Here is a 20,846-nt window from a genome sequence, read left to right on the forward strand (position 1 = left end):
GTCCGGGCAGCGCTAGGACACCTCGCGGCGGGCCTTGACCGTGACGGTTTCCCAACCCGCGGCTTCGTTGCTCTCGTGATCCCACCAGTCGACGACGGGCAGTCCGGAGTCCTTGAGCAGGTCCCGCTTCTTCGCCTGCCTCGCCGCGGCGGTGGTGGCGGAGGAGGAGGTCTGCCGGTCGCGCCTGGGGTTGGTCTGGCACCTGCACCCGAACGCGATGTCGCCCAGCCGCTCGGCACTGAGCCGTTCGCAGTACCGGCATCGCACGTGGTGCGGGTCCTCGGACAGTGACGGGTCAGTGAGCGGCCCGAGGTAGTCGTAGCCGTTCTTCTCGGCGTGCTCGCGCGCCTCTGGTGCCGGCACTGGTATCAGGTTCGCGTACGCCCCCTTGAGGCGCCGGTCCTCCTCCGCCCAATGCCGCCAGTAGCAGGCCCGGCACGTCGCTTCCCCGAGCGTGTTCTTCTCGAGGGTGTACTCGAACCGGTAGTGCGCTTCGACCCCGCACGCCAGGCAGCGCGTCAGACGCCACGCAGTCGGCTTGGTGAACGGCTCCAGGGGTTCCAGACCGCCAGCACGCAGCATCGCCGTGATGTGGTCGTCGCACCAGGAATCGCGTGAACGGGTCCGGTACGCGGCCGGCTGCGAGCAATTCGGCTCAGAGCACAGCTGAACCGTCTTTCGAGGCACCGTAGGACTCACGTGCGGAGTCTCCCACGACTGTCGTTGCTGCTCCGGTCCGGTGATGCCACGGGCGGGCGTCCCGCCCCCCTTGCACGTGCGCGCTCCGAATCGCTGGCCCTGATCGCGTAGCAACGCTTCAGGAGTGGATTGCTACGCAACAGCTCGACGGCCAGGTGAAGTTATACGTTCAGCACCTTCCTGCTCCAGCCATTTTTCGGACCTAACACCAGCAACCGGACGCCGTCTGGCCACCAGAAGCATGGATATGGCCGGCCGATTGCACTTCAGCTTCGCTTGCTGCCATGATCGTCAGGACATTCGCTTCGCGCCCCGTTCGGGCCGGGTGAATGGAGAGCATAGAGGTCTAATCCGGGGTGGGGAGGATGTGTTGAGCAGCGCTGTCGGCGCCCACGCGCAGCCGCTCCTCGCCAAGCTGCAGGACTTGGCAGATGTCGAGCACGCCCGCAAGGAGCAGACTGACGTTGCGGTTGTCCAGGCCGAGCAGGCTCTTGCCGACGCCCGCGAGGCTCAGCGCGTAGCGACCGAACGGTACTCCGCTGCGACAGCCGCGGTCACCGCAGCAGAGGACTACTTCGCCAAGCTTGATGCCGACGCATCGCCTGACGACGTTCCTACAGACTCCGGTCCCACTCAGACTCCGTCGCAGCACACGGCTTCCCCCGGTCGTCCGGTCAACCATCTGATCCTCGACGTGTTGGAGCTCGGGCGCGTCACTCCCCTGGCATCCATCTACGAGGGAGTACTACGCCTGCGTCCTGGCACCTCGGGCGGTGCGATCCGCGGGTCGCTCACGAAGTTGCACCAGAGCGGCGCCGTGGAGATCGTCAGCCGCGGCGTCTATCGCCTGCTCGTGATTCCGGAGGACTACCAAGCGGACACGTAGACCATCAGACGCATCAGCCTCTGACGCACGCAAAAGGGCACCGCAGGAATAACTTGGCGGTCTTCCAGCGGTGCCCGCGACGCGTCAGCTGAGGGCCCACGCATCGGGTGCAACCTTAAAGGATGACGCACTGCCCACGCATCGTCATACGCGCACCCTCGCGTCGGCCCTCTGGGGCATTCCACTGCATTTCCCCACGAACCCGAGGGCCCACGATGATCTTTTTCTCAGCCTCCGCTCGCGAGAGCGTCGCCCCTGTCGCTTCCAGCATGGCCGGAGGCACGCGATGAGCACCTCCGCACGTCGTCACTCGCCGCGCATACTCCCCTCCGAGCGCCTCACGCCGCGCCGCCAGCTTCTGATGCTCGACGCGATGGCGGAGGCAGGCGGTTCCGACCGCCGAGCCTTGTCCGCCCAGGACATCGCCGGACTGACCGGCGTGGCGGTCAAGTCGGTAAGCCGCGCTGTACCGTTCCTGCTGCATACGGGTCTGCTCCAGGAAGAGGGCAGCGCATGCGCTCTGACCGAGCTCGCATTCAAGCTCACGCAGCTACGGATCACCGATACGGCCCGCGCCCGGCTCCTCCTGCGCGACCGCTGGCACGGCAGCTGGTTCCACAAGCTCGCCCTTAAGCACCTGGCGTCCGGCCCCATGGAGGACGAGAAGCTGGCCCGGTCCCTGAGCGCGGGACTGCCCGGCCCGCACGAACGCGGGCTGTACCTCACCGAGTGGATGGCCTACGCCCTACTGCTGGACCGCGACGAGCAGAAACGATTCATCCTTCCTGCCGACCAGGACACGCCACCGCGCGCGGCAGAGACCACGCACACCGCACCGTTCGGCGTCCTCGACCCGCTACTGGGGACCCCCACCAAGCACATCTCGGCCCTGCCCGACGGCGACTTCATCGCCCTGATGGGGGCCTACAGGACCGTCTTCGCGTCCCTGGCCTCCCAGTCCTCACACCCGACGGGGCGCTGACCGCTTCAGGTCACTGAGCAGGGCGTGGCTCCTCTCAGGAGCCGCACCCTGCTCGACCGGCTGCCCGCACACCTCCCCCGCGCAGTCGGCCTTCCACACCCTCACCGCCCTGTGTGCAGCGGGCGCATCGCACCCCGTCCGTCCTGTCCAGCCGGCGTCACCCCTTCACCTTTCTGCTGTTGCCGCGGAGATCTCCCCATGCCCAAGGTGTTGCATGTACGGAACATCGGCGTTCCGGTCGTCCCCTCCTGCCCTCGATCAGGTCCGGCCGCGGGTGGACGTGCCCCCATCGCGCTGATGCCGCTTCGTCGAAGGGCTCTCATAGTGGGCAGCGACCTCTCCCTTACCCACGCGCTCGACCGCGTCCATGACGCCTGGCAGTCCATGGCCGCCCACGGCGAGTTCACCGAGCAGACGCTCGACAAGTTCGAGCTGCTCCTGGGTCGCTTCGGCCGCTACGCGCACCTGCGCGGCGCCGTCGTCCTCGACGACATCACGCCCGACCTCGCGGAGGACTTCATCACCGCCCCCGGCCGCAGTCGCCACGGCCACGTCACCGAGGCCGCGGCAGCCACGATGCGGCTGCGGCGTTCCGTAGTCCGCGCCGCCTACCGGACGCTGCGCGAGCTGAAGCTGTCGGACGCCGACCCGACTCGGGACATCGAGCTGCCGGCGCGGGCTGTCGGCGGCGTCCGGCCGCTGTCCGAAGACGAAGTCATCGACCTGCGCCACCACTCCTCCTACGTCACCCGACCCAGCCGGCACGGTGCCGCCGCCGCGCTCGCGCTCGCCGGGGGTCACAGCGGCGAGATCGGTCACATCCGTGTGAAGGACCTCGACGTGGCGGGGCGGCGCGTGTGGATGCACGGATCCACCAAGACCGACCCCCGCTGGTGCCCGCTCGACGACTGGGGCCTGAACGTCCTGACCAGCCGCGCCGCATTCGTCACGGCCCGCCGGCTCCGGCCCGAGTCGGCTCCCCACACCCGCCTCGCCGTCTCCGACCGGCACGCCTCCGACGCCTCTCTCCAGGCCCGTGCCTGCGTCGCCCTGGCCGACCTCCTCAAGCGCATCGGCCTCGGGGGCGAGGAGGACGTCAAACCGGCTTCGGTCACCGCCTGGGCCGCGGTCGCGGAGTTCGAGCGCACCGGCCGGATCGAGGACGCCGCCCGCCTTCTCGGTCTGCGCTCCCTGGACCGGACGGCCGCCGTCATCGGCTACTCCTGGCGCGCCAAGGCCGACGCCGAGGGGGACCTGGGAGCGGACTGTGCTTGACGACGTCTTCGGCGACCCCCTTCCCAGAGAGCTCCGCCCCAGCAGGAAACGCCAGCTCAGCGACAAGGAGCAGCGCAACCAGCAACGCCGGATCGCGGACTGCCTGGACGATCCGCGCCTGCACGAGATGGCTGAGCTTCTGCCCCCTCCGGCCAGCCGCGGGTGTCCCCGGCAGTACCCGCCCGTCATCTACGTCATCCTGGCCGCGCTGATGACCGTCACCCGTTCCAAGCGCTCCGCCGTCGGCACCCTCGACGACAAGCAGTGGCGTTCCGTCCGGGCCTCCGTACGGCGCCACGCCGGACGCAGGGCGGCCGCTCTCCTGCCCGTCACCCCGCCCAGCCGCAAGCAGTACGAGTACGCCGAGCTGAATCTCCTGGCCTCCAGCATCGAGCCGCTCCGTGAACTCTTCGAGCAGCATGCAGCCCAACAAGCCCTCCACCAGGGCCTCTTCCCGGCCGATTCCCCGCGCGTCTGGTCCCGGCCCGAGCGACGGCAGCTACTCGTCGGCGACGCCACTGTCCCCAAAGCTCCCTCCAAGATGGAGCAGGCCTACACCCCCGACACCACGACCGGCGAAATGCGCCGGCGTCACTTCGATCCCGCCGCCCGCCTCTACTACGAGAACGGGGAGAAGGAGAAGCGTGTCGCACGCGGCACGAAGTGGTTCTTCGCCTCGGCCCGCGACGACGGCTACTGGCAGCGTGTCATCCTCACCGTGCGGCACGTCGCCGGCGGCGAGTACGAGGACGAAGCAGCTGTCGCAGTAAGGGCCTTCACTCAGCTCAGCCATGTTTTGCCCGGCTGCATGGGGGTCGTCTACGACGGCGCCTTCCGTGGCGTCCACCGCGACGCCCTCGCCCGTCTCGGGCTCCTCGTCGTCAACAAACAGCACGGCTCGGTCAAACCCCGCGCCTATGAGCTCCTCCGCTTCGGACGCTGCCGCCACGACTTGTGGTGCGACCAGGGCCGCATCGCCGAACGCGTCCTCCTCGACGACGGAACCAGCACCCTCGTTCCCATCCCCGTCAGCAGGCTCGAACACCGGCAGGGCCGCACGAAGTCCCGCTGGTACCACCTGCTCTCCATCCCCTGCCGCCACGGAGCCCACAGCCACCGCGTCCCCGTCGGCATCACCACCACATCCGACGACCGCCTCGGCACAGATCCCGACACCGGCCAGCGTCTCAAGAGCGACGCCGAACGCGACCTCCACCGTGCCGAATACCTCCAGCAGATCCCGGAACCAACCCTTGCCCACCAGCGGGTCTACCCGTACCGAAGCGATGCGGAGTCCGTCCACAACCAACTCGACAAGAGCCTGTGGAACGAGCGAATGATCTCCTACGGCCTCGAACGCCAAAACGTCTTCATGCTCGGCTTCGCCCTCGCCCAGAATGCCACCAGCCGTCGCATCCACCTCGAAGCCTCGACAGCCCCCTCCGACACGCCCAGGCAGGGAGCGGCCCTCCTGGGATAAGCGTCGCTGGAGCGCTCAAGCGGCCCCGGACGAGTTCCCAGGCGATGAAGGAATCACGAAGGGAAGGAACGCCAGACGGATGTCTCGGCCATCGTCGTGCACGGAGCGGAAAACGAAGTCGTACCGTCCCTCGTCCTCGGTCGGCAGTCGGCGTACACATTGGGGGTGTCGACCGATCTCCTCGGCTGCTTTGCGGATGGTCTCCCCAGGGTTGCCTTCGCGGATGAAGAGGAGAAAGGCGGCTTTGGTGTCACGCCAGACGAGGTAACGCCCAAGCAGCTGCTCGTCGAGCGCCTCGGTGATCGCCTTGGGGCCCTTCCAGTTCTTGCACTCCGCGATGAAGACGTTCCGGTCACCCGCCCGGATGAGGATGTCGGTCTTGCCGCGGCCGTTGAAAACCTCTCCAGCCGCCTGCCCCTCGAAGTGGGTGTTGAGAGTGAACAGCAGCTGGTTGCGGATGTCCTCCTCGCCCATCTTGGCGGCGGTGGGCAAGCTCCGCTCCAGGCCGTTGCGGAAGCGCCCGATGATCTCCAGGGCCGCTTCGTAGTCGGCGGACAGCAGTTCCGGCTCGGGTTCAAAGGGTCCAGATGCCTGTGGCCGAGGACGAGTGGTGATCCTGCGACGGGCAACCGGAACGCCGTGCAGCGGCGCTCCTGCCCTTCTGCGAACCGGGAAACCCAACGCCGCTTCCATGTCGCGGTCGGCGAGCAGCTTGTCCCTGCGGCCCGTGATGAGCTGCTCGGCAGCGTCCCTCAGGCCCGCATTGTGGGGGTCGATCAGCTCTTTGGCCCAGGCGAGGTGCTTGGCGATCTGATCGAGCTCTTCCTCGAAGCGCTTACGGGCAGCGGTGATATCACCCGATGCGCCAATCCAGCTGATCTGAAGCTCGTCCTCCGCGACCGTGGTGTACCAATCACGCATCGTCCAACACCTCGGCCGGAACATGAAGACCCGGTGCTCGCCCTCGAAAGGAACCGCGATCCGCAACACCGTGAGACGGCGCTCATGTGCACGCCCCGCGATGTCCTCGACGAAGGTAGTGGTCTCGTCGACAGGCAGCTGCTGAATACCGCCACGGTCCAGCTGCGGCACGGCCACGGAGTGGCGGTCGACGAAGTAGTCGACCATCTCGGTCTGCGACGTGCGGAGGAACTTCTCTGCCGGCCAGTCGAAGACCCCCTTCTTCAACGCGACCATCTCATTGTGAAGCACCTGGCTGAGGTCCGCCTCGCCAAAGAGCGTGGGCCGCCAGAAGGACATGTCTCTGATCGCCATGCCGCCATTCTGGTTCCCTCCACTGACAACGGGGCAGAGCCCCTCCCCCGCCTGAGGCGGCCCAAGCAGACCCGCCAGAGGCCAGGACGCTGGTGCTAATCACGTCCCTCAGCCCACCCTCGGCACGAAACGGTCAAAACGACTGCCACTGAGGCGCTGTCCTGCCGACCCCCTTCCAAGAACGAACTGAAGAATCCGCAGGTCAGCGGCCCATCGGTCCAGCCACGTCACTCAGCACCTACTATCCGAGACGCCTCACGGACGCCCATCCGCTACCCTGTTCCCTGGTCGGCCGTTGGCGTGGCTCTTGTCGGGCAGCGATGCTGCTCAGCAGGGTCCGCACCGCGTCTGACCAGCGGGCTTGGCTTCCTTGCCGAAGATCCACTTGCTGGGTTTTCTCCAGGGTTTTCTCCAAGCCCCCGCCTTCGTAGCTCAGGGGATAGAGCACCGCTCTCCTAAAGCGGGTGTCGCAGGTTCGAATCCTGCCGGGGGCACGCTTAAGCAGCAGGTCAGAGGCCCTGTCGCCCACCGGGGCGACAGGGCCTCTGGCTTCCGGCACGGATTCAGCACACATGAGATGTGCGCCGAGGGTGGGGAGCTGTACCGCGATGCCCGCGAAGGACGAACTGGCCAAGCGCCGCTACGCCAACCTGGTCGACCACTTGGAAACCCTGATGAAGGCTTCGCTGAAGCCCGGCTACCAGGGCTACCACGGACAGCTGGTCCTGGGCGGCAATGACCTCGAAGAGATGGGCGAGCTCAAGGACGTACGGCGTGCCGCTCGCGAGGCAGGCCGTCGCCTCGACTGGCAGCCGAAGACCCATCTCGTGGACGGACGCCTCTTCGTCTATGACGACCGCGAGGTCCCTGAGGAAATCAGCACGCTGGCCCAGCGCGAGGCAGCCGAGGCGGTCAGTGCACTCATGCAGTCCCACAGGAACCAGATCCCCAGGAACGGCTAGCACCACCCCGATGGTTGAGGCCGTGCCGCCAGACGCTGGAGCAGAATCCGTCGAACGACGGCACGGATCAACCACACATCACACCGCAACGCCCTCCAGGGCGGCCACCGTGTCTGCGGCTGCCGAGCATGCTCTGAACGACGTTGACTTCCGCTCTGCTGGCAATGGCCAGTGAGGCCGCTGGGTGGCGCCCGCCTTGGTAGCCGCCGGGGCGAAGTTTTGTGTGCTCCCGTCGGCTGATGCGCACTCCCTCTGAGTGATGACATGGATGCGCCCGGAAGTTGACGCCCGTGAGTGCAGTGGACAATGAGACTTGAACTCCGTTGCTGTAATGGGGAGTTCAAGTGGACCGATGGGACCGGGCCGGTCGGGTGGCGGCGTATGGGGCAGCGCTGGCTCTGACGCCCTACCTGCTGATCAAGGTGTCGTGGGTGGCCGGTTCGCTCTTGGGGCTGCTGCCGGTCAGGGCCGGATTCGGCAAGGCGGAGTGGGTGGTGCTCAACAGCGCCACGATCGGAATGGCGGGAATCGGGATAGCGGTGGCGCTCGCGCTGGTGCGGCCGTGGGGGATGCGCATACCGGCAGCGCCGTTGGCTTCTGCGCTTGGGTTGGGACGGGCTTCCTCGTCCCGGTGCTGCCCTATGCCGTTCTCAGTTCGCTGCTGGGCTCGGAAGACGGCAATCCGAAGAGCGGGAGTGAGACGGGCCCGTCGATGCCGGTCTGGGAGGCCGCGCTGGTTCAGATCGGGTTTGTAGGCATGGGGCTGGGTCTGGCCATCGCGCTGCCCACGTACTTGCGGCGGCGCTGGCCGGACGCATTCGCGGGTCGGCTCGGCGACCGTGGGGCGGACTCGCCAAGGGTGCTGCCATGGATGGGGTGGTCGGCGCCGCAGTCGGTCTCATCTGGCTGTACTGGGCGGTGGGCGGCACCGCAGGGGTCGCCCACCGTGGCGAGCGGGATCTCGCTTGGCATGTGCTGTCCGGCGTCTTCGGGCTCTGGGCCTTCGTGGCGTCCGCCGCCACCTGGGCTGCCGTCCGAGGCCGGCCCGCACGAGCCCCCCGATGGCGCCCGATGGTGTTTGGCTGGCTCGGCTCGGGCTCGTTGTTCGCCTGGAGCGGCTGGAAGCTTCCGTTCACCCTGTACTTGGCGGTCGCGCAGCCGGCCGATGCTGCCCTGCCGGAAAACCTTGAGCTCGCGGCGGTCCTGCACCTTGCAGCGGTGGGTACGGGCGCCGCGATGCTGCGAGCGCTCGTTCGTACGCGGCTGGTCTCACGGAACTCGTAGCCGACCCGTCCAAGAACGTGTGTGTCGAGCAACCTGGCCACCCTCGCGACGGCACTGTATGCGGCGACCGACGATCTACTGAAACAGGGCCCGAACCTGGCGCCGTGGCGGCCCGCCGTGGGTACCTCGCCGCAGCTCACCGACGCCGAGCTGGTCACCCGCGATGATGCAGGCGATGCTCGGGTTCACCTCCGAGGCCAGGTGGCTCCGGTATGCCCAGGCTCACCTTCGCCACCTTTTCCCGCACCTGCCGCAGCAACCCGGCTACAACAAGCGGCGGCGCAAGGCCGCGAGTACGGCTACTGCGCCAGTCACAGCCGCTTCTTCTGGGGTCTACGCCTGCACGTAATACGCACCCTCCAGGGGCTGCCCATCGCCTTCGCCCTGATGGGAGCCAAGGCCGACGAGCGCGAAACCCCGCTTGACCTGCTCGCGGCCGAACCACACCTCCTCGCCGCCCGGCTCGCCCAGACAGTGATCGGCGACAAGAGCTACTTCGGCCGCACCTTCGGCACGAACTTGCCGAGCAGGGCGACCAGTTGCTACGGCCGACCCGCAAGAGCGAAAAGCAGCGGCCCGGCGGGTCGCTGTTCAAACCGTTGCGCCAAGTCATCGAGTCGGGCAGCGGAACGTTCAAGGGGCACCTCAACTTCGAACAACACCGAGGACGTACGCCTCGTGGTGTCATTACCCGCGTTCCGCAGCGCATCCTCGCCTTGACCGCCGTGATCTGGCCCAACGGTGCCACCGGACAGGGCACCCTCCGCTCGCTGACAGCGTACGACCACTGGCCCCTTGGAGGTGGGGCGAGGTAGAGCTTGCCGTTGTCCCCGATGTACGCCTCGACGATGTGTGCACGGCAGCGTCGAGGCCGACCCGGCCCATCTTCAGCGTGGACGTCTCGCCCCAGCGCGCGTGTGAATGCTGCGGTGGTGACGCTTGCGGCATGCAGGGGCGATGCTCAGGGCATCATCGAGTCGACCCTGGCGCTGGTACGTCTACGCGACGGAGTTGACGATCATGGGACGCAGCAAGGGATCAGCGGAGCGGTCCGCCGCATCGCCGCAAAGCGGGGCCCGTCGTTCTCCCCTGTGGAGGAGACGGCAGGGGGCTCCGCGGAGCGTCGTGAGTTGCACGCCGAGACCGTTCGCCAGCACGTGCAGCGTGGGCAGGCGCGTCGAGTGTTCCTGCCGCTGCTCAAGCTCTGCCGGAATGACATCCACGCACACGCCCGAACGCCCGGCCAAGTCCTCTTGCGTCAACGAGGTCAGCCGCCGTAGCCGACCCAGGATCCGCCCCAAATCATTGTTCGCCACGCAATCAAGGTACTCACTTTGCCTGAAGCCGCATGTCGGCCTCCATCGCTCGCTACAATCAAGTTATGGGTGGCTCAAAGCGCGATGAATTCTCCGCAAAGACAAAGGCTTCTCTGGCGGCCCGGGCCGGTCATCGGTGCAGTAATTTGACTTGTAGGCGCCTGACTATTCGACCGGCCTGGCAGGATGCGGAGAAGGCCATCAATTTGGGCGAAGCGAGTCACATCTATGGTGCCAGCCCAAAGGGGCCTAGATATGACGCCTCGATGACTTCAGGGGAACGAAAATCCATCCAGAATGGTGTTTGGTTGTGTAAGCCATGCGCCAAGATTGTTGACAGCGAACCCGCCGCATACCCAGCAGAAGTTCTGGCGGTGTGGAAATGGCATGCGGAAGCCGGTGCTGTGAGGGAGTCGGCGGCGGCGGTCGACCAAACGGGAATCTTGCTTGCGGACATCGCTGCAGCGCGCGAGCTGGTTCTCAATTTTTGCGAAACTTGGGAGCGCAGCGAGCCGTACATGGGGTTCGACATCCCATTTGAAGTGCGCACAGAGAAAGGCATCAGGTATTCAAGGGATCGAGTGAACTGTTACCACAAGGAGGTCGAACCACACGTGGCAAGAGTACTGATGGTTGCTAGCCACCTCCTAGGGTCGAGCCACCAGGCAATTGTGGACCTCGAAATCGAAGCTGCCAGCGCTCACGTGAACTACATCGCAATGCGCGATTGTGCTAGAAAATTGCAACAATTGCATAGCGTTTTGGAAATGCGGTGAAAGGGTATCATTCGATGTGCGCTGTCGCGAAAATGTAGACTTTCCCGATTTCTGCAGATCATCTTGGGGTGATCTTCGGGTTATTGCGGCGAGCAAACGGAAGAATCCGCAGGCGGCCGCTATCGCCCTGTAGTCGACCGGAGCGGACTGGCTGACCTCAACAGCAGAAACTCATCCAAACGCTCCTTGTTGACTGGTAAACGCTCCCTAGGCGCAGGGGTGGTTTCGAGGTCGAGCGCGGCGCAGTTTTGAACCGTTGGCAGAGGCTGCGTCACAACCATTCCAGATCTGAGGGCGGCCGTAGGCAACACCCGTTTGCGGCGGTGTACGACTGCCCGCCTCCTAGGTGCTTTGGGTCCGGCACGGGCTCGGCGTGCGCCCGCGTGCGTCCTGTAAATCCCCCTCGCGCCCTTCCCTGCCGGCAGAAGTCGAGTCACGGTGCCGATGAACGCCGCATAGGCAGCTTGGCTTAAGGGGAACAGCATGGAGAAGTGTGGGGCCTCGACCAAGGCAAACCGACGGTGCCAGCGAAAGGTGGTGACCGGCACCTCCAGGTGCCCTGTGCATCAGGGTCCTTGGTCTGCGTACGGCGCGGCCCAGCGCAAGGAGAAGGAAGCCAAGGAGAAGAAGCGCAAGATCCGCAAGAAGCGCTAGCTCCGATGGAGACCCATTCGCCATCTCACACAGGAGGCATGGGAACTGCGAACGAACCGGGGGCCAGTGCCGCGAGAGGCAGCCGCTACCCCAACGGGCGGTTCACCGTGGTGGCTCCGGCGCCCCCCGAGGCAGCCGCAGGGCCAGCCCCGCGCCCGTTGCCACGAAGGCTGCCGTTGTCAGTACTGCCAGACGGTAGGGGGCGGGGTCCGTGAAGGCCACGCCGTGGCCGCCGATCAAGGCCGCGCAGGCCGCGATGCCCAGGGCGCCGCCCAGGGTGCGGGTGATCTGGAAGAGGCCCATCGCCTGGCCCATGTCGGCGGGGGCGATGGTCTCGAAGCCGGCGATCTGGATCGTCAGGACCGCCGTGCCGAGGACCAGGCCCACCGCGAACATCAGCCCCCGCACCGCCCACGCGTTCTCCGCCACCCCCGGTGCCGCGAGCGCCGCGAAGACGCCGGACGCCAGCAGGAGCGCCGGGGCCGCGAGGCGGCGCGGGCCCAGGCGGGGGAGGAGGCGGTCCACGGCCTGGGACGCCAGCATCAGGCCGAGCGCCTCGGGGAACACGCTCAGCCCGGCGTCCAGCGCCGACGCGCCCAGCGCCGCCTGGTAGAGCAGCGGGAAGACGAACAGCACGCCCATCAGGCCCGCCGCGCTGACCAGCGCCAGCGCCGACGCCGAACCGTAGACGCGGTCACCGAGCAGGCGCAGGCGCAGGAGCGGTTCCCGTACCCGGAGTTGGTGGATGATCGCCGCGGCCAGCAGGAACGCGCCCAGCACCGCGCTGACCGCCACCGGCGGCCGCGTCCAGCCCTGCGAGGGGCCAAAGCCCAGGGCGTAGGTGAGCAGGCCCAGCGCCGGGGTCGCCAGGAGGAAGCCGACGCGGTCGAAGGGGCCCGGCGTGCCCTCCACGTGCTCGCGCAGGCCCATCACGCCGAGCAGCACGGCCGCCGTCCCGACCGGCACGTTGACGAAGAACAGCCAGTGCCAGGAGAGGTGTTCGGTGAGGAAGCCGCCGAGGGGCGGGCCCAGCGCCGGCATCAGCGCGGTCGGCACGATCAGGACCTTGGACAGCTTCACGCGTTCCTCGGGCGGGAACGCCCGGAAGAGGAGCGTCATGCCGACCGGCGTCAGCAGCCCGCCCGCCAGGCCCTGCGCGGCCCTCGCCACCACGAGCGTGGTGAGGTTCGGCGCGAGGCCGCACACGGCGGAGGCCGCCGTGAAGGCGGCGAGCGCGCCGAGGAAGACGCGTTTCGTGCCGAGGCGGTCGCCCAGCCAGCCCGCCACCGGCAGCGCGAGGGCCAGGGCGACGAGGAACGCCGTCTCGACCGTGTTCGCCGCCGACACCGGGCGGCCGAAGTCGCCCGCGATGGTGAACAGGGCCGGGTTGACGATCGTCGAGTCCAGGCCGTTCATGCACATCGCGGCCGTGTAGACGAGGACGACGGCGACCTTCGGGCGGATCCGGGGGGTGACCAGCAGGCCGCCGCCGTTCACCGGCTGTTGATCCAGTCCAGGGCGTCCTGGCGCGGGCCCGGCCCATGGACCGGGGACCAGCCCTCGGGGACGGCGGCGAACAGCGGCCACAGCGAGTGCTCGCCGCGGGCGTTGGCCAGGACCAGGAACTCCCCCTCCGCGTCGAAGGGGTTGGCGGGTGCGTCACTCATGATCGCGGGTCTCCAGCTCGGTCGGTCGGGCACGCATGGTCGCGGGGCTCCAGCTCGGTCAGGCGGGCGGCGAGCACGCGGGCGATGTGCGTGATCGGCTCGGGCAGGGTCATGTCCTTGTGCGAGCAGGCCACGTCCGTGTTCGCGATGCGTCCGCTCACGTACGGCGTCCACGTTTCGGGCGTGAGGGTCTCGTCGATGGTGTCGACGGTCGCCCGGAAGAACAGCACGTCGCCGTCGAAGCGGCGGTGGTCGTAGCCCCGTACGAGGTGGTTCGTGTTGAGGTAGATGTCCCGCAGCGCCTCGAAGGTGGCGGGGGCCAGGGCCGCCAGGGGGCTGCCTTCGCGGCGCAGCACGTCGATGACGTTCTCGGTGGTCAGCGCCTTGCCCGCGAGGCTGTCCGGGCCGTGGCCGCCCATCGTGAGCAGCGACTCCAGGGCCTCGGCCTCGTCGGACTCGGGCAGCTCGCGGAAGCCCTCCGCCGGGTAGGCGTCGAGGATCGCGAGCAGCTCCACCTCGTGGCCCAGGTCCTGGAGGTGGGTGGCCATGGCGTGCGCGATGATGCCGCCGGTCGACCAGCCGAGGAGGCGGTAGGGGCCGGTGGGCTGCACCTCGCGCAGGCGGGCGACGTAGTGGGCGGCCAGCTCCTCCAGGGTGCGGGGCAGCGGGTCGGCGGCGGTGGCCGCTCCCACGCCCTGTGCCTGGAGGCCGTAGATCGGCACGTCGGCCGGCAGGTGGCGGATCAGGCCCGCGTAGCACCAGCTCAGGCCGCCCGCCGGGTGGACGCAGTGGACGGGGGCGCGGTCGCCCTCGCGGGCGGGGCGCAGGGGGAGCAGGACGTCCAGGGGGTCGGCCTGCTCGCTGCCCGCGTCCAGGAACGAGTCGAGAGCGGCCGGTGTCGGCGACTGGAAGACCGTACTGATGGAGATCTCCGTGCCGAACGCGGCCTGTACGCGGCTCGCGAGCCGCACGGCGAGCAGTGAATGCCCGCCCAGCTCGAAGAAGTTGTCGTCGATCCCGACGGGCCCCGCCAGGGCCAGCACCTCCGCGAAGACCGCGCAGAGCTGCTCCTGGCGAGGGGTGCGCGGGGCGCGGCCCGTGCCGGTGGTGGCGGGGCGCTCCGGGGCGGGGAGGGCCTTGCGGTCCAGCTTGCCGTTGCTGGTGAGCGGCAGCCGGTCCAGGAGGACGACCGCGGACGGCACCATGTGGGCGGGGAGCGCGCCGGCCGCGTGTTCGCGCAGTTCGGTGGGGGTGGTGCCGTCCGCGACCGCGTAGCCGACCAGCCGCTTGTCGCCGGGCACGTCCTCGCGCACGATGACGGCCGCGTCCCGGACGGCGGGGTGGGCGGCGAGGACGGCCTCGATCTCACCGAGTTCGATGCGGAACCCGCGGATCTTCACCTGCTGGTCGGCGCGCCCGAAGTACTCCAGGGTGCCGTCGGCGCGGCGGCGCGCGAGGTCGCCCGAGCGGTACATGCGGGCGCCGCGCTCGCCGAACAGGTGCGCGTACGGGTCGGCGACGAAGCGGGTCGCGGTCAGGTCCGGGCGGCCCAGATAGCCGCGGGCCAGGCCCTCACCGGCGACGTACATCTCGCCGGTGACCCCGGGCGGGCACGGCTGGAGGCGGTCGTCGAGGACGTAGACGCGCAGGTCGGGGATGTTCACGCCGATGGTGCTTGAGGTGGCGGCGGCGGCCGTCTCCCGGTCGAGGGCGAAGTAGGAGACGTGCACGGTCGTCTCGGTGATGCCGTACATGTTGACGAGGGTGGGGCTGTCGTCCGCGTGCCGGTCGTACCACTCGTCCAGCCGCGCCAGTTCGAGCGCCTCACCGCCGAACACCACGTACCGCAGGGCGAGTTCGCGGCCGTCGCGGGCCTCGCGGTCGGCTGCGGCGAGCTGGTAGAAGGCGGACGGCGTCTGGTTGAGGACGGTGACCCGCTCCTCGGCGAGCAGCGCGCGGAAGGCGTGCGGGTCGCGGCTGGTCAGGTGCGGTACGACGACGACCTTGCCGCCGTACAGGAGCGCGCCCCACAGCTCCCACACCGAGAAGTCGAAGGCGTACGAGTGGAAGAGCGTCCACACGTCGTTCTCGTCGAAGCGGAACCAGTGGTCGGTCGCGGTCAGCAGCCGCGTCACGTTGTGGTGCGTGACCACGACACCCTTGGGGCGACCCGTGGAGCCCGAGGTGTAGATGACGTACGCGGGGTCGTCGGGGGTGAGCGGGCGGGTGCGGTCGGCCTGGGCGAGGGGGCCCGCGTCGTACGCGTCCGGGGTGGCGCCGTCGACCGCGATCAGGGGCAGCGCGTGGGCCTCGGCGGGCAGCCGGGGCGCGGTCGCGGTGTCGGTGAGCAGGGCGGCGGGCCGGGCGTCGCCGAGCATGTACGCGAGGCGGTCGGCGGGGTAGTCCGGGTCGAGGGGGAGGTAGGCGGCGCCCGAGAGCGCGACCGCGAGCAGGCCGGTGACCAGGTCGGCCGAGCGGGGCAGCGCGAGCGCCACGATGGCGCCGGGGCCGATGCCGCGGTCGGCGAGGAGGCGGGCCAGGCGGTGTGCGCGGGCGGACAGTTCGGCGTGGGTGAGGGTGTGGCCGGCGTGGGAGACGGCGGCGCGGTGCGAGTGCCGGGCGACGGCCCGCTCGTAGACGTCGGCGAGCGTCACGGGCTCCTGGGGGCGCGGCTGTGCGGCGGTCGGGTCGATGGTCGTCGGGGTGTGGGGGTGCGGCTGTGCGGCGGTCGGGTCGATGGTCGTCGGGGTGTGGGGGTGCGGCTGTGGGGTGGGCCGCTCGACGCTCGCCGAGGCGTGGGGGCGCGGCTGTGCGGCCGGCCGGTTGACGGTCACCAGGGCGTGGTGGTGCTCCTCGGCGCTGAGCAGGGGGAGCAGGCCGAGGGGGGTGTCGGGGGTGCGGGCGGCCGCCGCGAGGAGGCGGGCCAGGCGGTCGGCGAGGGCCTCGGCGGTGGCGCGGTCGAACAGGTCGGTGCGGAATTCGAGGAAGCCGCCGATGCCGCCCTCGTCGGGCAGTTCACCGGCGTTCAGGGTCAGGTCGAACTTGGCGGTGCCGGAGGGGACGGCGGCCAGCCGGGCCGTCGTGCCGGGGCCGAGCGCGAACGGCCCGTCGGGGATCGACTGCCAGGCCAGCATCACCTGGAAGAGGGGGTGGCGGGCCAGGGAGCGGGGCGGGTTCAGCTCCTCGACGAGCTGGTCGAAGGGGAGCGCGTCGTGCTCGTACGCGGCGAGCGTCGTCCCGCGTACGCGCTCCAGGAGCACCCGGAAGGCGGGGTCGCCGGAGGTGTCCGCGCGCAGCACCACGGTGTTGGTGAAGAAGCCGACGAGGTCGGCGGTGGCGTCGTCGTCGCGCCCGGCGACGGGGGTGCCGAGCGGGATGTCGGTGCCGCAGCCGTGCCGGGTGAGCAGCGCGGCGAGCCCCGCCTGGACGGTCATGAAGACGGTGGTGCCGGTGGCCGCCGCGAGCTGCTGGAGCGCGCGGCGCGTCGCGGGGTCCAGCGCGAAGGCGACGGTGTCGCCCTCGGACGACGCGACGGGCGGGCGCGGCCGGTCGGTGGGCAGCTCCAGTTGGTCGGGCAGGCCCGCCAGAGCCTGCTTCCAGTACGCGAGATGGGTCCGCGCCAGGCCGTCCGCGAGGAGCTTCTGCTGGTGGGCGGCGTGGTCGGCGTACTGGAAGGGGAGCGGGGCGAAGCGGGGGGCGTGGCCCGCCGCGCGCGCCGTGTAGGCGGTCGCGAGGTCGCGGGCGAGGGGGGTGGTGGAGGCGCCGTCGCCCGCTATGTGGTGCAGGAGCAGCAGAAGGGTGTGGCGGGCGGGGTGGTCCGGGTCGGTGAACAAGGTGGCGCGCAGCGGGGGTTCGGCGGCCAGGTCGAAGCAGTGCCGGACGGCCTCGGGCACGGCGCTCGGGGTGAGCGGCGCGCGGTGCAGGACCGGCCGGGCGAGGGGGTGTTCGGGGGCGAGGATCCGCTGGTGGGGACGGTCGCCGGGGACGGAGTCGCCGCCACGGCCCGAGGCGTTGTCAGTGGTGGGATAGAGGGTCCTGAGTGTCTCGTGGCGGGCGCTCAGGTCGTGCAGGGCGTGCAGCAGCGCGCTGTCGTCGACGGGGCCGTCCAGGGTGAGGACGAGCGGGATGTTGTACGTGGGGCTGGGCCCTTCGAGGCGGTGCAGGAACCACAGGCGCTGCTGGGCCGGGGACAGCGGGAGGGCGTCGGTGCGGGGAACTGGGACGAGCGGGGCCGCCGCCCCGGGGACGGGAGCGGACGCGGCGCGCACAAGTGCCGCCAGGGCTGCGGGAGTCGGCGCCTTGAAGACGTCGGCGATACCGACCGGGGCGGCGAACCGCTCACGGATACGGGCGGCCAGACGCCCCGCGAGCAGTGAGTGGCCGCCGAGGTCGAAGAATCCGGCGTCGGGTGCGGGCCACCCGGAGTCCAGGCCGAGGACGTCCGCGAAGAGGTCGCAGAGCGCCCGGGTGAGCGGGTCGCCGGCGTCACCGGTGGGGCCGCCCGGAGTCGGGGCGGGCTCCGGGTCGGGCAGGGCGCGGTGGTCCAGCTTGTCGTTGGCGGTGCGCGGCAGCTCGGCGAGGAGCGTGACGGTGGCCGGGACCATGTGCGCGGGGAGGGTCGCGGCGAGGTGGGCGCGGAGTGCGTCCGGGGTGACGGCCGCTGTCGGGACGGCGTAGGCGAGGAGCCGCTTGCCGTGCGGGGTGTCGCGGGCGATGACGGCGGCCTGGGCGAGCGCCGGATGGGCGGCGAGCCGCGCCTGGATCTCGCCGAGTTCGATGCGGAACCCGCGGATCTTCACCTGGTCGTCGCCGCGCCCGAGGAACTCCAGGGTGCCGTCCGCGCGCCGCCGCACGAGGTCCCCGGTGCGGTACATGCGGCCGCCGGGATCGCCGTGTGCCGCGCCGAACGGGTCGGCGACGAAGCGTTCGGCGGTCAGGTCGGGGCGCCCGAGGTAGCCGTGGGCCAGACATGCCCCGGCGACGTACAGCTCACCGGTGACGCCGGGCGGCGTCGGGCGCAGGCAGGAGTCGAGGACGTACACGCGCGAGCCGCGCACGGGGTGCCCGGTGGTGGTGCCGTCGGGGCCGGGCAGCCAGTAGTAGGCGTCGACGGTCGTCTCGGTCGGCCCGTACAGGTTGATCGGGCGGGAGCCGGGCGTGGCCGCGAGGCGCTCCCACAGCGGGGCGGGGACGGTCTCGCCGCCCACGACCACGACGGCGGGACGGTGCCTGCCCTCGTCCAGGAGGCCCTCGGCGAGGAGCGCCTCGGCGTAGGACGGGGTGACGTCGAGGTAGTCGACGCGGTGCGCGTCGACGTACGCGGCGAGCGCCGACGGGTCGCGGTAGGCGGCGTCGTCCAGGAGGTGGAGTTCGTGGCCGTGGACCATCCACAGCACCGGGTCCCACGACGCGTCGAAGGCGAACGAGGCGCTGTGCGCGACCCGCAGCCGCTCCCGGCCCGCGCGCCGCACGGCGGGCGCGATGTGGTCGGTGCCGTGCCCGGCGAGGAGGTTGGCGAGCGAGGCGTGGGTGACGACGACGCCCTTGGGCCGGCCCGTGGAACCGGAGGTGTGAATGATGTACGCGGGATCGTCCGGCCGCGGGGCGGTGGCCGGGGCGTCGGGGGGCAGCGCGGCGAGCGCGGCGGCCGTGTCCGGGGCGTCGAGCGCCAGCACGGGCAGGCCGTGGCCGGGGAGGGCGGCGAGGGTCGCCCGGGTGCCGATGACGTACGCGGGACGGGCGTCGGCCAGTACGTCCAGCGTCCGGGCGGGCGGATGGCCGAGGTCCAGCGGCTGGCAGACGCCGCGCGCCTTCAGGACGGCCAGCAGCGCCACGACCGTGTCGGTGCTGCGGGGCAGGGCGAGGGCGACGGGCGTGCCGGGGGCCAGGTCGGCGGCCAGGCGGTGGGCGAGACGGTTCGCGGCCGCGTCCAGCGCGCCGAAGGTCAGGGCGGCGCCGCCGCTGCGGACGGCCACCGCGTCAGGGGTGCGGGCGGCCTGCGCGGCGAACACCTCGGGGAGCGTGTGCTCCGCGGGCGGCTCGGCGCGTCCGGCGGTGGCCGCGCGGACCTCGTCGGGGGTGAGGAGGTCGAGGGTGCCGATGGGGCGGTGCGGGTCGGCGAGGAGCAGGCCGGCGAGGGCGTCCAGATACGCGGCCAACGTACGCCCGTGACCGGCCAGTTCGGCGTCGCCGTACCGTGCCGCGGCGGCGTCCAGGGTGAGGCGCAGGGTGCCGTCGGCGCGGGGGGCGGCGCCGATGGCGAGGTCCTCGACGGGGCCGGCGGCGAGGTTGTGGACGGTACCGGGCAACCCCGCGAAGTCCAGGTCGGACTCGAACGGCTTGATGTTGACCATGGGCCCGGTCAGCGGCTCGCCCGCCGGGTTGCCTGCCGTGCCGCCTGCTGTGCCGTCCGCCGGGCCGCCTGCCGTGCCGAGACCGAGGTCGCGGCGCAGGTCGGCCTGCGGGTAGCGCTGATGGCGGCGGACCGCGCGGAGCTCTAGGACGACGCGGCGCAGCAGTTCGGCGCCCGTGTCGTGGGGGCGCACGGCGACGCGCAGCGGCAGGACGTTGACGGTCATCGCCGGGGTGCGCAGGGCGGCGGGGCCGCGGCGGTTGCTCAGCGGCAGGCCCAGCACGATGTCCTCGGCGCCGGTGACGCGGTGCAGATGCCCGGCGGTGGCGGCGATGACCAGCTCGGCCCAGGTGGCCTTCACGGCCTGCGCGGCACGGCTGATGCGCTCGAAGGACCCCTCGGGCAGGTCCTGGGCGCGGCGGCGCGGTGGGCCGGAGGTGCCGGCGGCGGAGGTGCCGGCGAGGGTGGCGGGGGCGGTGTGCCCGGCGGTCCGCCCGGCCCAGAAGGCGCGGTCGGCGGCGTACTGCTCGCCGTCCAGATAGCACCGCTCCTCCGCGACCAGCTCGGCCAGCGGGGCGAACCGGCGCTCGGGCAGCTCCCGTTGCCCGGCCGCGAGGGCCGTGTACAGCTCGGCCACGCGGTCGCCGATGAGCTGAAGGGCGTAGGCGTCGACGGCGAAGTGGTGGACGCGCTGGTACCACCAGTGGCGGTCGTCGGCGAGGCGGATCAGCGCCTGGGTGACGAGGCCGCCCTCGGCGGAAGCGCCCGTGAGGTCCACCGGTCTCGCGAGGTCGGCCCGCGTCCAGGCCTCGGCGGCGCCCTCCGGGTCGGCCTCGCCGCGCAGGTCCAGATGGTGCAGGCGGGGGTGCGGGCGGGGGCGTGCCGCTCGGGGCGCGACCTCCTGCCAGGGCGTGCCGTCCGCGTCCTCGCCCGCCCGCAGCGACAGCGTCTCGGCCTCGGCCATGGTGCGCGCCAGCGCGTCCTCGAACAGGGCGGTTCGCAGGGGGCCTTGGATCTCGACGCGGTCCGCGGTGTTGTACGCGGTGCTGCGCGGGTCCAGCTGCTGCGCGTAGAAGATGCCGGCCTGCGCGCTGAGCAGGGGAAGGCGGTCGGGGCGCTGATGCATGTGTGTGAGGACTCCCGTGAACCTGGACCTGGACCTGAACCCGAACCTGGCGGTGTCTGACTCGAACCTGGACGTGCGTGACCGAATGTGGGCGTGCGTGACCGAACCTGGG

At 70.2% G+C, this 20,846-nt stretch carries 12 protein-coding genes, 1 tRNA gene and 2 pseudogenes; 9 read left to right on the forward strand and 6 right to left on the reverse strand.

Features of this window, described 5'->3' with window-relative positions:
* Window positions 1-12: 12 nt before the first annotated feature.
* Window positions 13-582 carry a hypothetical protein gene (locus ACZ516_RS17115; RefSeq protein WP_469010849.1) on the reverse strand — a complete coding sequence of 190 codons (570 nt, stop codon included), beginning with the start codon at window positions 580-582 and terminating at the stop codon, window positions 13-15.
* Window positions 583-1,069: 487 nt separating this feature from the next.
* On the opposite strand from ACZ516_RS17115, the gene ACZ516_RS17120 reads away from it, so the two are divergent.
* The 4 genes from ACZ516_RS17120 to ACZ516_RS17135 all read left to right on the forward strand — a co-directional run bounded on the left by ACZ516_RS17120 (window position 1,070) and on the right by ACZ516_RS17135 (window position 5,322).
* Complete coding sequence (locus ACZ516_RS17120) at window positions 1,070-1,585, forward strand: hypothetical protein (protein WP_469010850.1); 516 nt, start codon at window positions 1,070-1,072, stop codon at window positions 1,583-1,585.
* Window positions 1,586-1,871: 286 nt separating this feature from the next.
* Window positions 1,872-2,567 carry a hypothetical protein gene (locus ACZ516_RS17125; protein WP_469010852.1) on the forward strand — a complete coding sequence of 232 codons (696 nt, stop codon included), beginning with the start codon at window positions 1,872-1,874 and terminating at the stop codon, window positions 2,565-2,567.
* Between the two features lie 324 nt (window positions 2,568-2,891).
* Complete coding sequence (locus ACZ516_RS17130) at window positions 2,892-3,842, forward strand: hypothetical protein (RefSeq protein ID WP_469010853.1); 951 nt, start codon at window positions 2,892-2,894, stop codon at window positions 3,840-3,842.
* Window positions 3,835-5,322 carry a hypothetical protein gene (locus ACZ516_RS17135; protein WP_469010855.1) on the forward strand — a complete coding sequence of 496 codons (1,488 nt, stop codon included), beginning with the start codon at window positions 3,835-3,837 and terminating at the stop codon, window positions 5,320-5,322. Before ACZ516_RS17130 ends, ACZ516_RS17135 begins: the two co-directional genes overlap by 8 nt.
* A gap of 15 nt (window positions 5,323-5,337) precedes the next feature.
* Here ACZ516_RS17135 and ACZ516_RS17140 read toward each other — a convergent pair whose 3' ends face one another.
* On the reverse strand, window positions 5,338-6,597 hold the full coding sequence (locus ACZ516_RS17140) for a hypothetical protein (protein WP_469010856.1): 1,260 nt from the start codon (window positions 6,595-6,597) through the stop codon (window positions 5,338-5,340).
* A 421-nt stretch (window positions 6,598-7,018) separates the two neighbouring features.
* On the opposite strand from ACZ516_RS17140, the gene ACZ516_RS17145 reads away from it, so the two are divergent.
* From ACZ516_RS17145 to ACZ516_RS17160, 4 genes and pseudogenes are all read left to right on the forward strand, one after another.
* A tRNA-Arg gene (locus ACZ516_RS17145) sits at window positions 7,019-7,091 on the forward strand.
* Window positions 7,092-7,187: 96 nt separating this feature from the next.
* Window positions 7,188-7,559 (forward strand): hypothetical protein, encoded by a 372-nt coding sequence (locus ACZ516_RS17150; protein ID WP_469010857.1) that lies wholly within the window; start codon window positions 7,188-7,190, stop codon window positions 7,557-7,559.
* An 867-nt stretch (window positions 7,560-8,426) separates the two neighbouring features.
* A complete protein-coding gene (locus ACZ516_RS17155; RefSeq protein ID WP_469010859.1) occupies window positions 8,427-8,843 on the forward strand; it encodes a hypothetical protein in 417 nt (138 codons plus the stop codon).
* A gap of 21 nt (window positions 8,844-8,864) precedes the next feature.
* A pseudogene (locus ACZ516_RS17160) lies at window positions 8,865-9,658 on the forward strand (transposase).
* 236 nt (window positions 9,659-9,894) lie between these two features.
* Here ACZ516_RS17160 and ACZ516_RS17165 read toward each other — a convergent pair.
* A pseudogene (locus tag ACZ516_RS17165) lies at window positions 9,895-10,159 on the reverse strand (transcriptional regulator); the annotation flags it as partial.
* Between the two features lie 65 nt (window positions 10,160-10,224).
* Here ACZ516_RS17165 and ACZ516_RS17170 point away from each other — a divergent pair.
* Window positions 10,225-10,935, forward strand: a complete 711-nt coding sequence (locus ACZ516_RS17170) for a hypothetical protein (RefSeq protein WP_469010860.1) — start codon at window positions 10,225-10,227, stop codon at window positions 10,933-10,935.
* A gap of 756 nt (window positions 10,936-11,691) precedes the next feature.
* Here the strand turns inward: ACZ516_RS17170 and ACZ516_RS17175 are convergent.
* From ACZ516_RS17175 to ACZ516_RS17185, 3 genes are read right to left on the reverse strand one after another with little or no spacing between them, the layout of a single operon-like run.
* Window positions 11,692-13,086: a DHA2 family efflux MFS transporter permease subunit gene (locus ACZ516_RS17175; RefSeq protein ID WP_469010862.1), complete on the reverse strand. Its 1,395-nt coding sequence runs from the start codon at window positions 13,084-13,086 to the stop codon at window positions 11,692-11,694.
* The gene (locus tag ACZ516_RS17180; protein WP_358584900.1) at window positions 13,083-13,256 is read right to left on the reverse strand and encodes an MbtH family protein; all 174 of its coding nucleotides are present in this window, start codon (window positions 13,254-13,256) and stop codon (window positions 13,083-13,085) included. Before ACZ516_RS17180 ends, ACZ516_RS17175 begins: the two co-directional genes overlap by 4 nt.
* Window positions 13,253-20,734 carry an amino acid adenylation domain-containing protein gene (locus ACZ516_RS17185; RefSeq protein ID WP_469010863.1) on the reverse strand — a complete coding sequence of 2,494 codons (7,482 nt, stop codon included), beginning with the start codon at window positions 20,732-20,734 and terminating at the stop codon, window positions 13,253-13,255. The genes ACZ516_RS17180 and ACZ516_RS17185 overlap by 4 nt, the downstream gene beginning before the upstream one ends.
* Between the last annotated feature and the right edge of the window lie 112 nt (window positions 20,735-20,846).

The organism is Streptomyces sp. NPDC034037, assembly GCF_055575715.1.

Coding starts and splice junctions, on each gene's coding strand:
- ACZ516_RS17115 (WP_469010849.1), bottom strand. CDS start 582: ATGCTGCGTGCTGGCGGTCTGGAACCCCTGGAGCCGTTCACCAAGCCG.
- ACZ516_RS17125 (WP_469010852.1), top strand. CDS start 1,872: ATGAGCACCTCCGCACGTCGTCACTCGCCGCGCATACTCCCCTCCGAG.
- ACZ516_RS17140 (WP_469010856.1), bottom strand. CDS start 6,597: ATGGCGATCAGAGACATGTCCTTCTGGCGGCCCACGCTCTTTGGCGAG.
- ACZ516_RS17155 (WP_469010859.1), top strand. CDS start 8,427: ATGGATGGGGTGGTCGGCGCCGCAGTCGGTCTCATCTGGCTGTACTGG.
- ACZ516_RS17170 (WP_469010860.1), top strand. CDS start 10,225: ATGGGTGGCTCAAAGCGCGATGAATTCTCCGCAAAGACAAAGGCTTCT.
- ACZ516_RS17180 (WP_358584900.1), bottom strand. CDS start 13,256: ATGAGTGACGCACCCGCCAACCCCTTCGACGCGGAGGGGGAGTTCCTG.
- ACZ516_RS17185 (WP_469010863.1), bottom strand. CDS start 20,734: ATGCATCAGCGCCCCGACCGCCTTCCCCTGCTCAGCGCGCAGGCCGGC.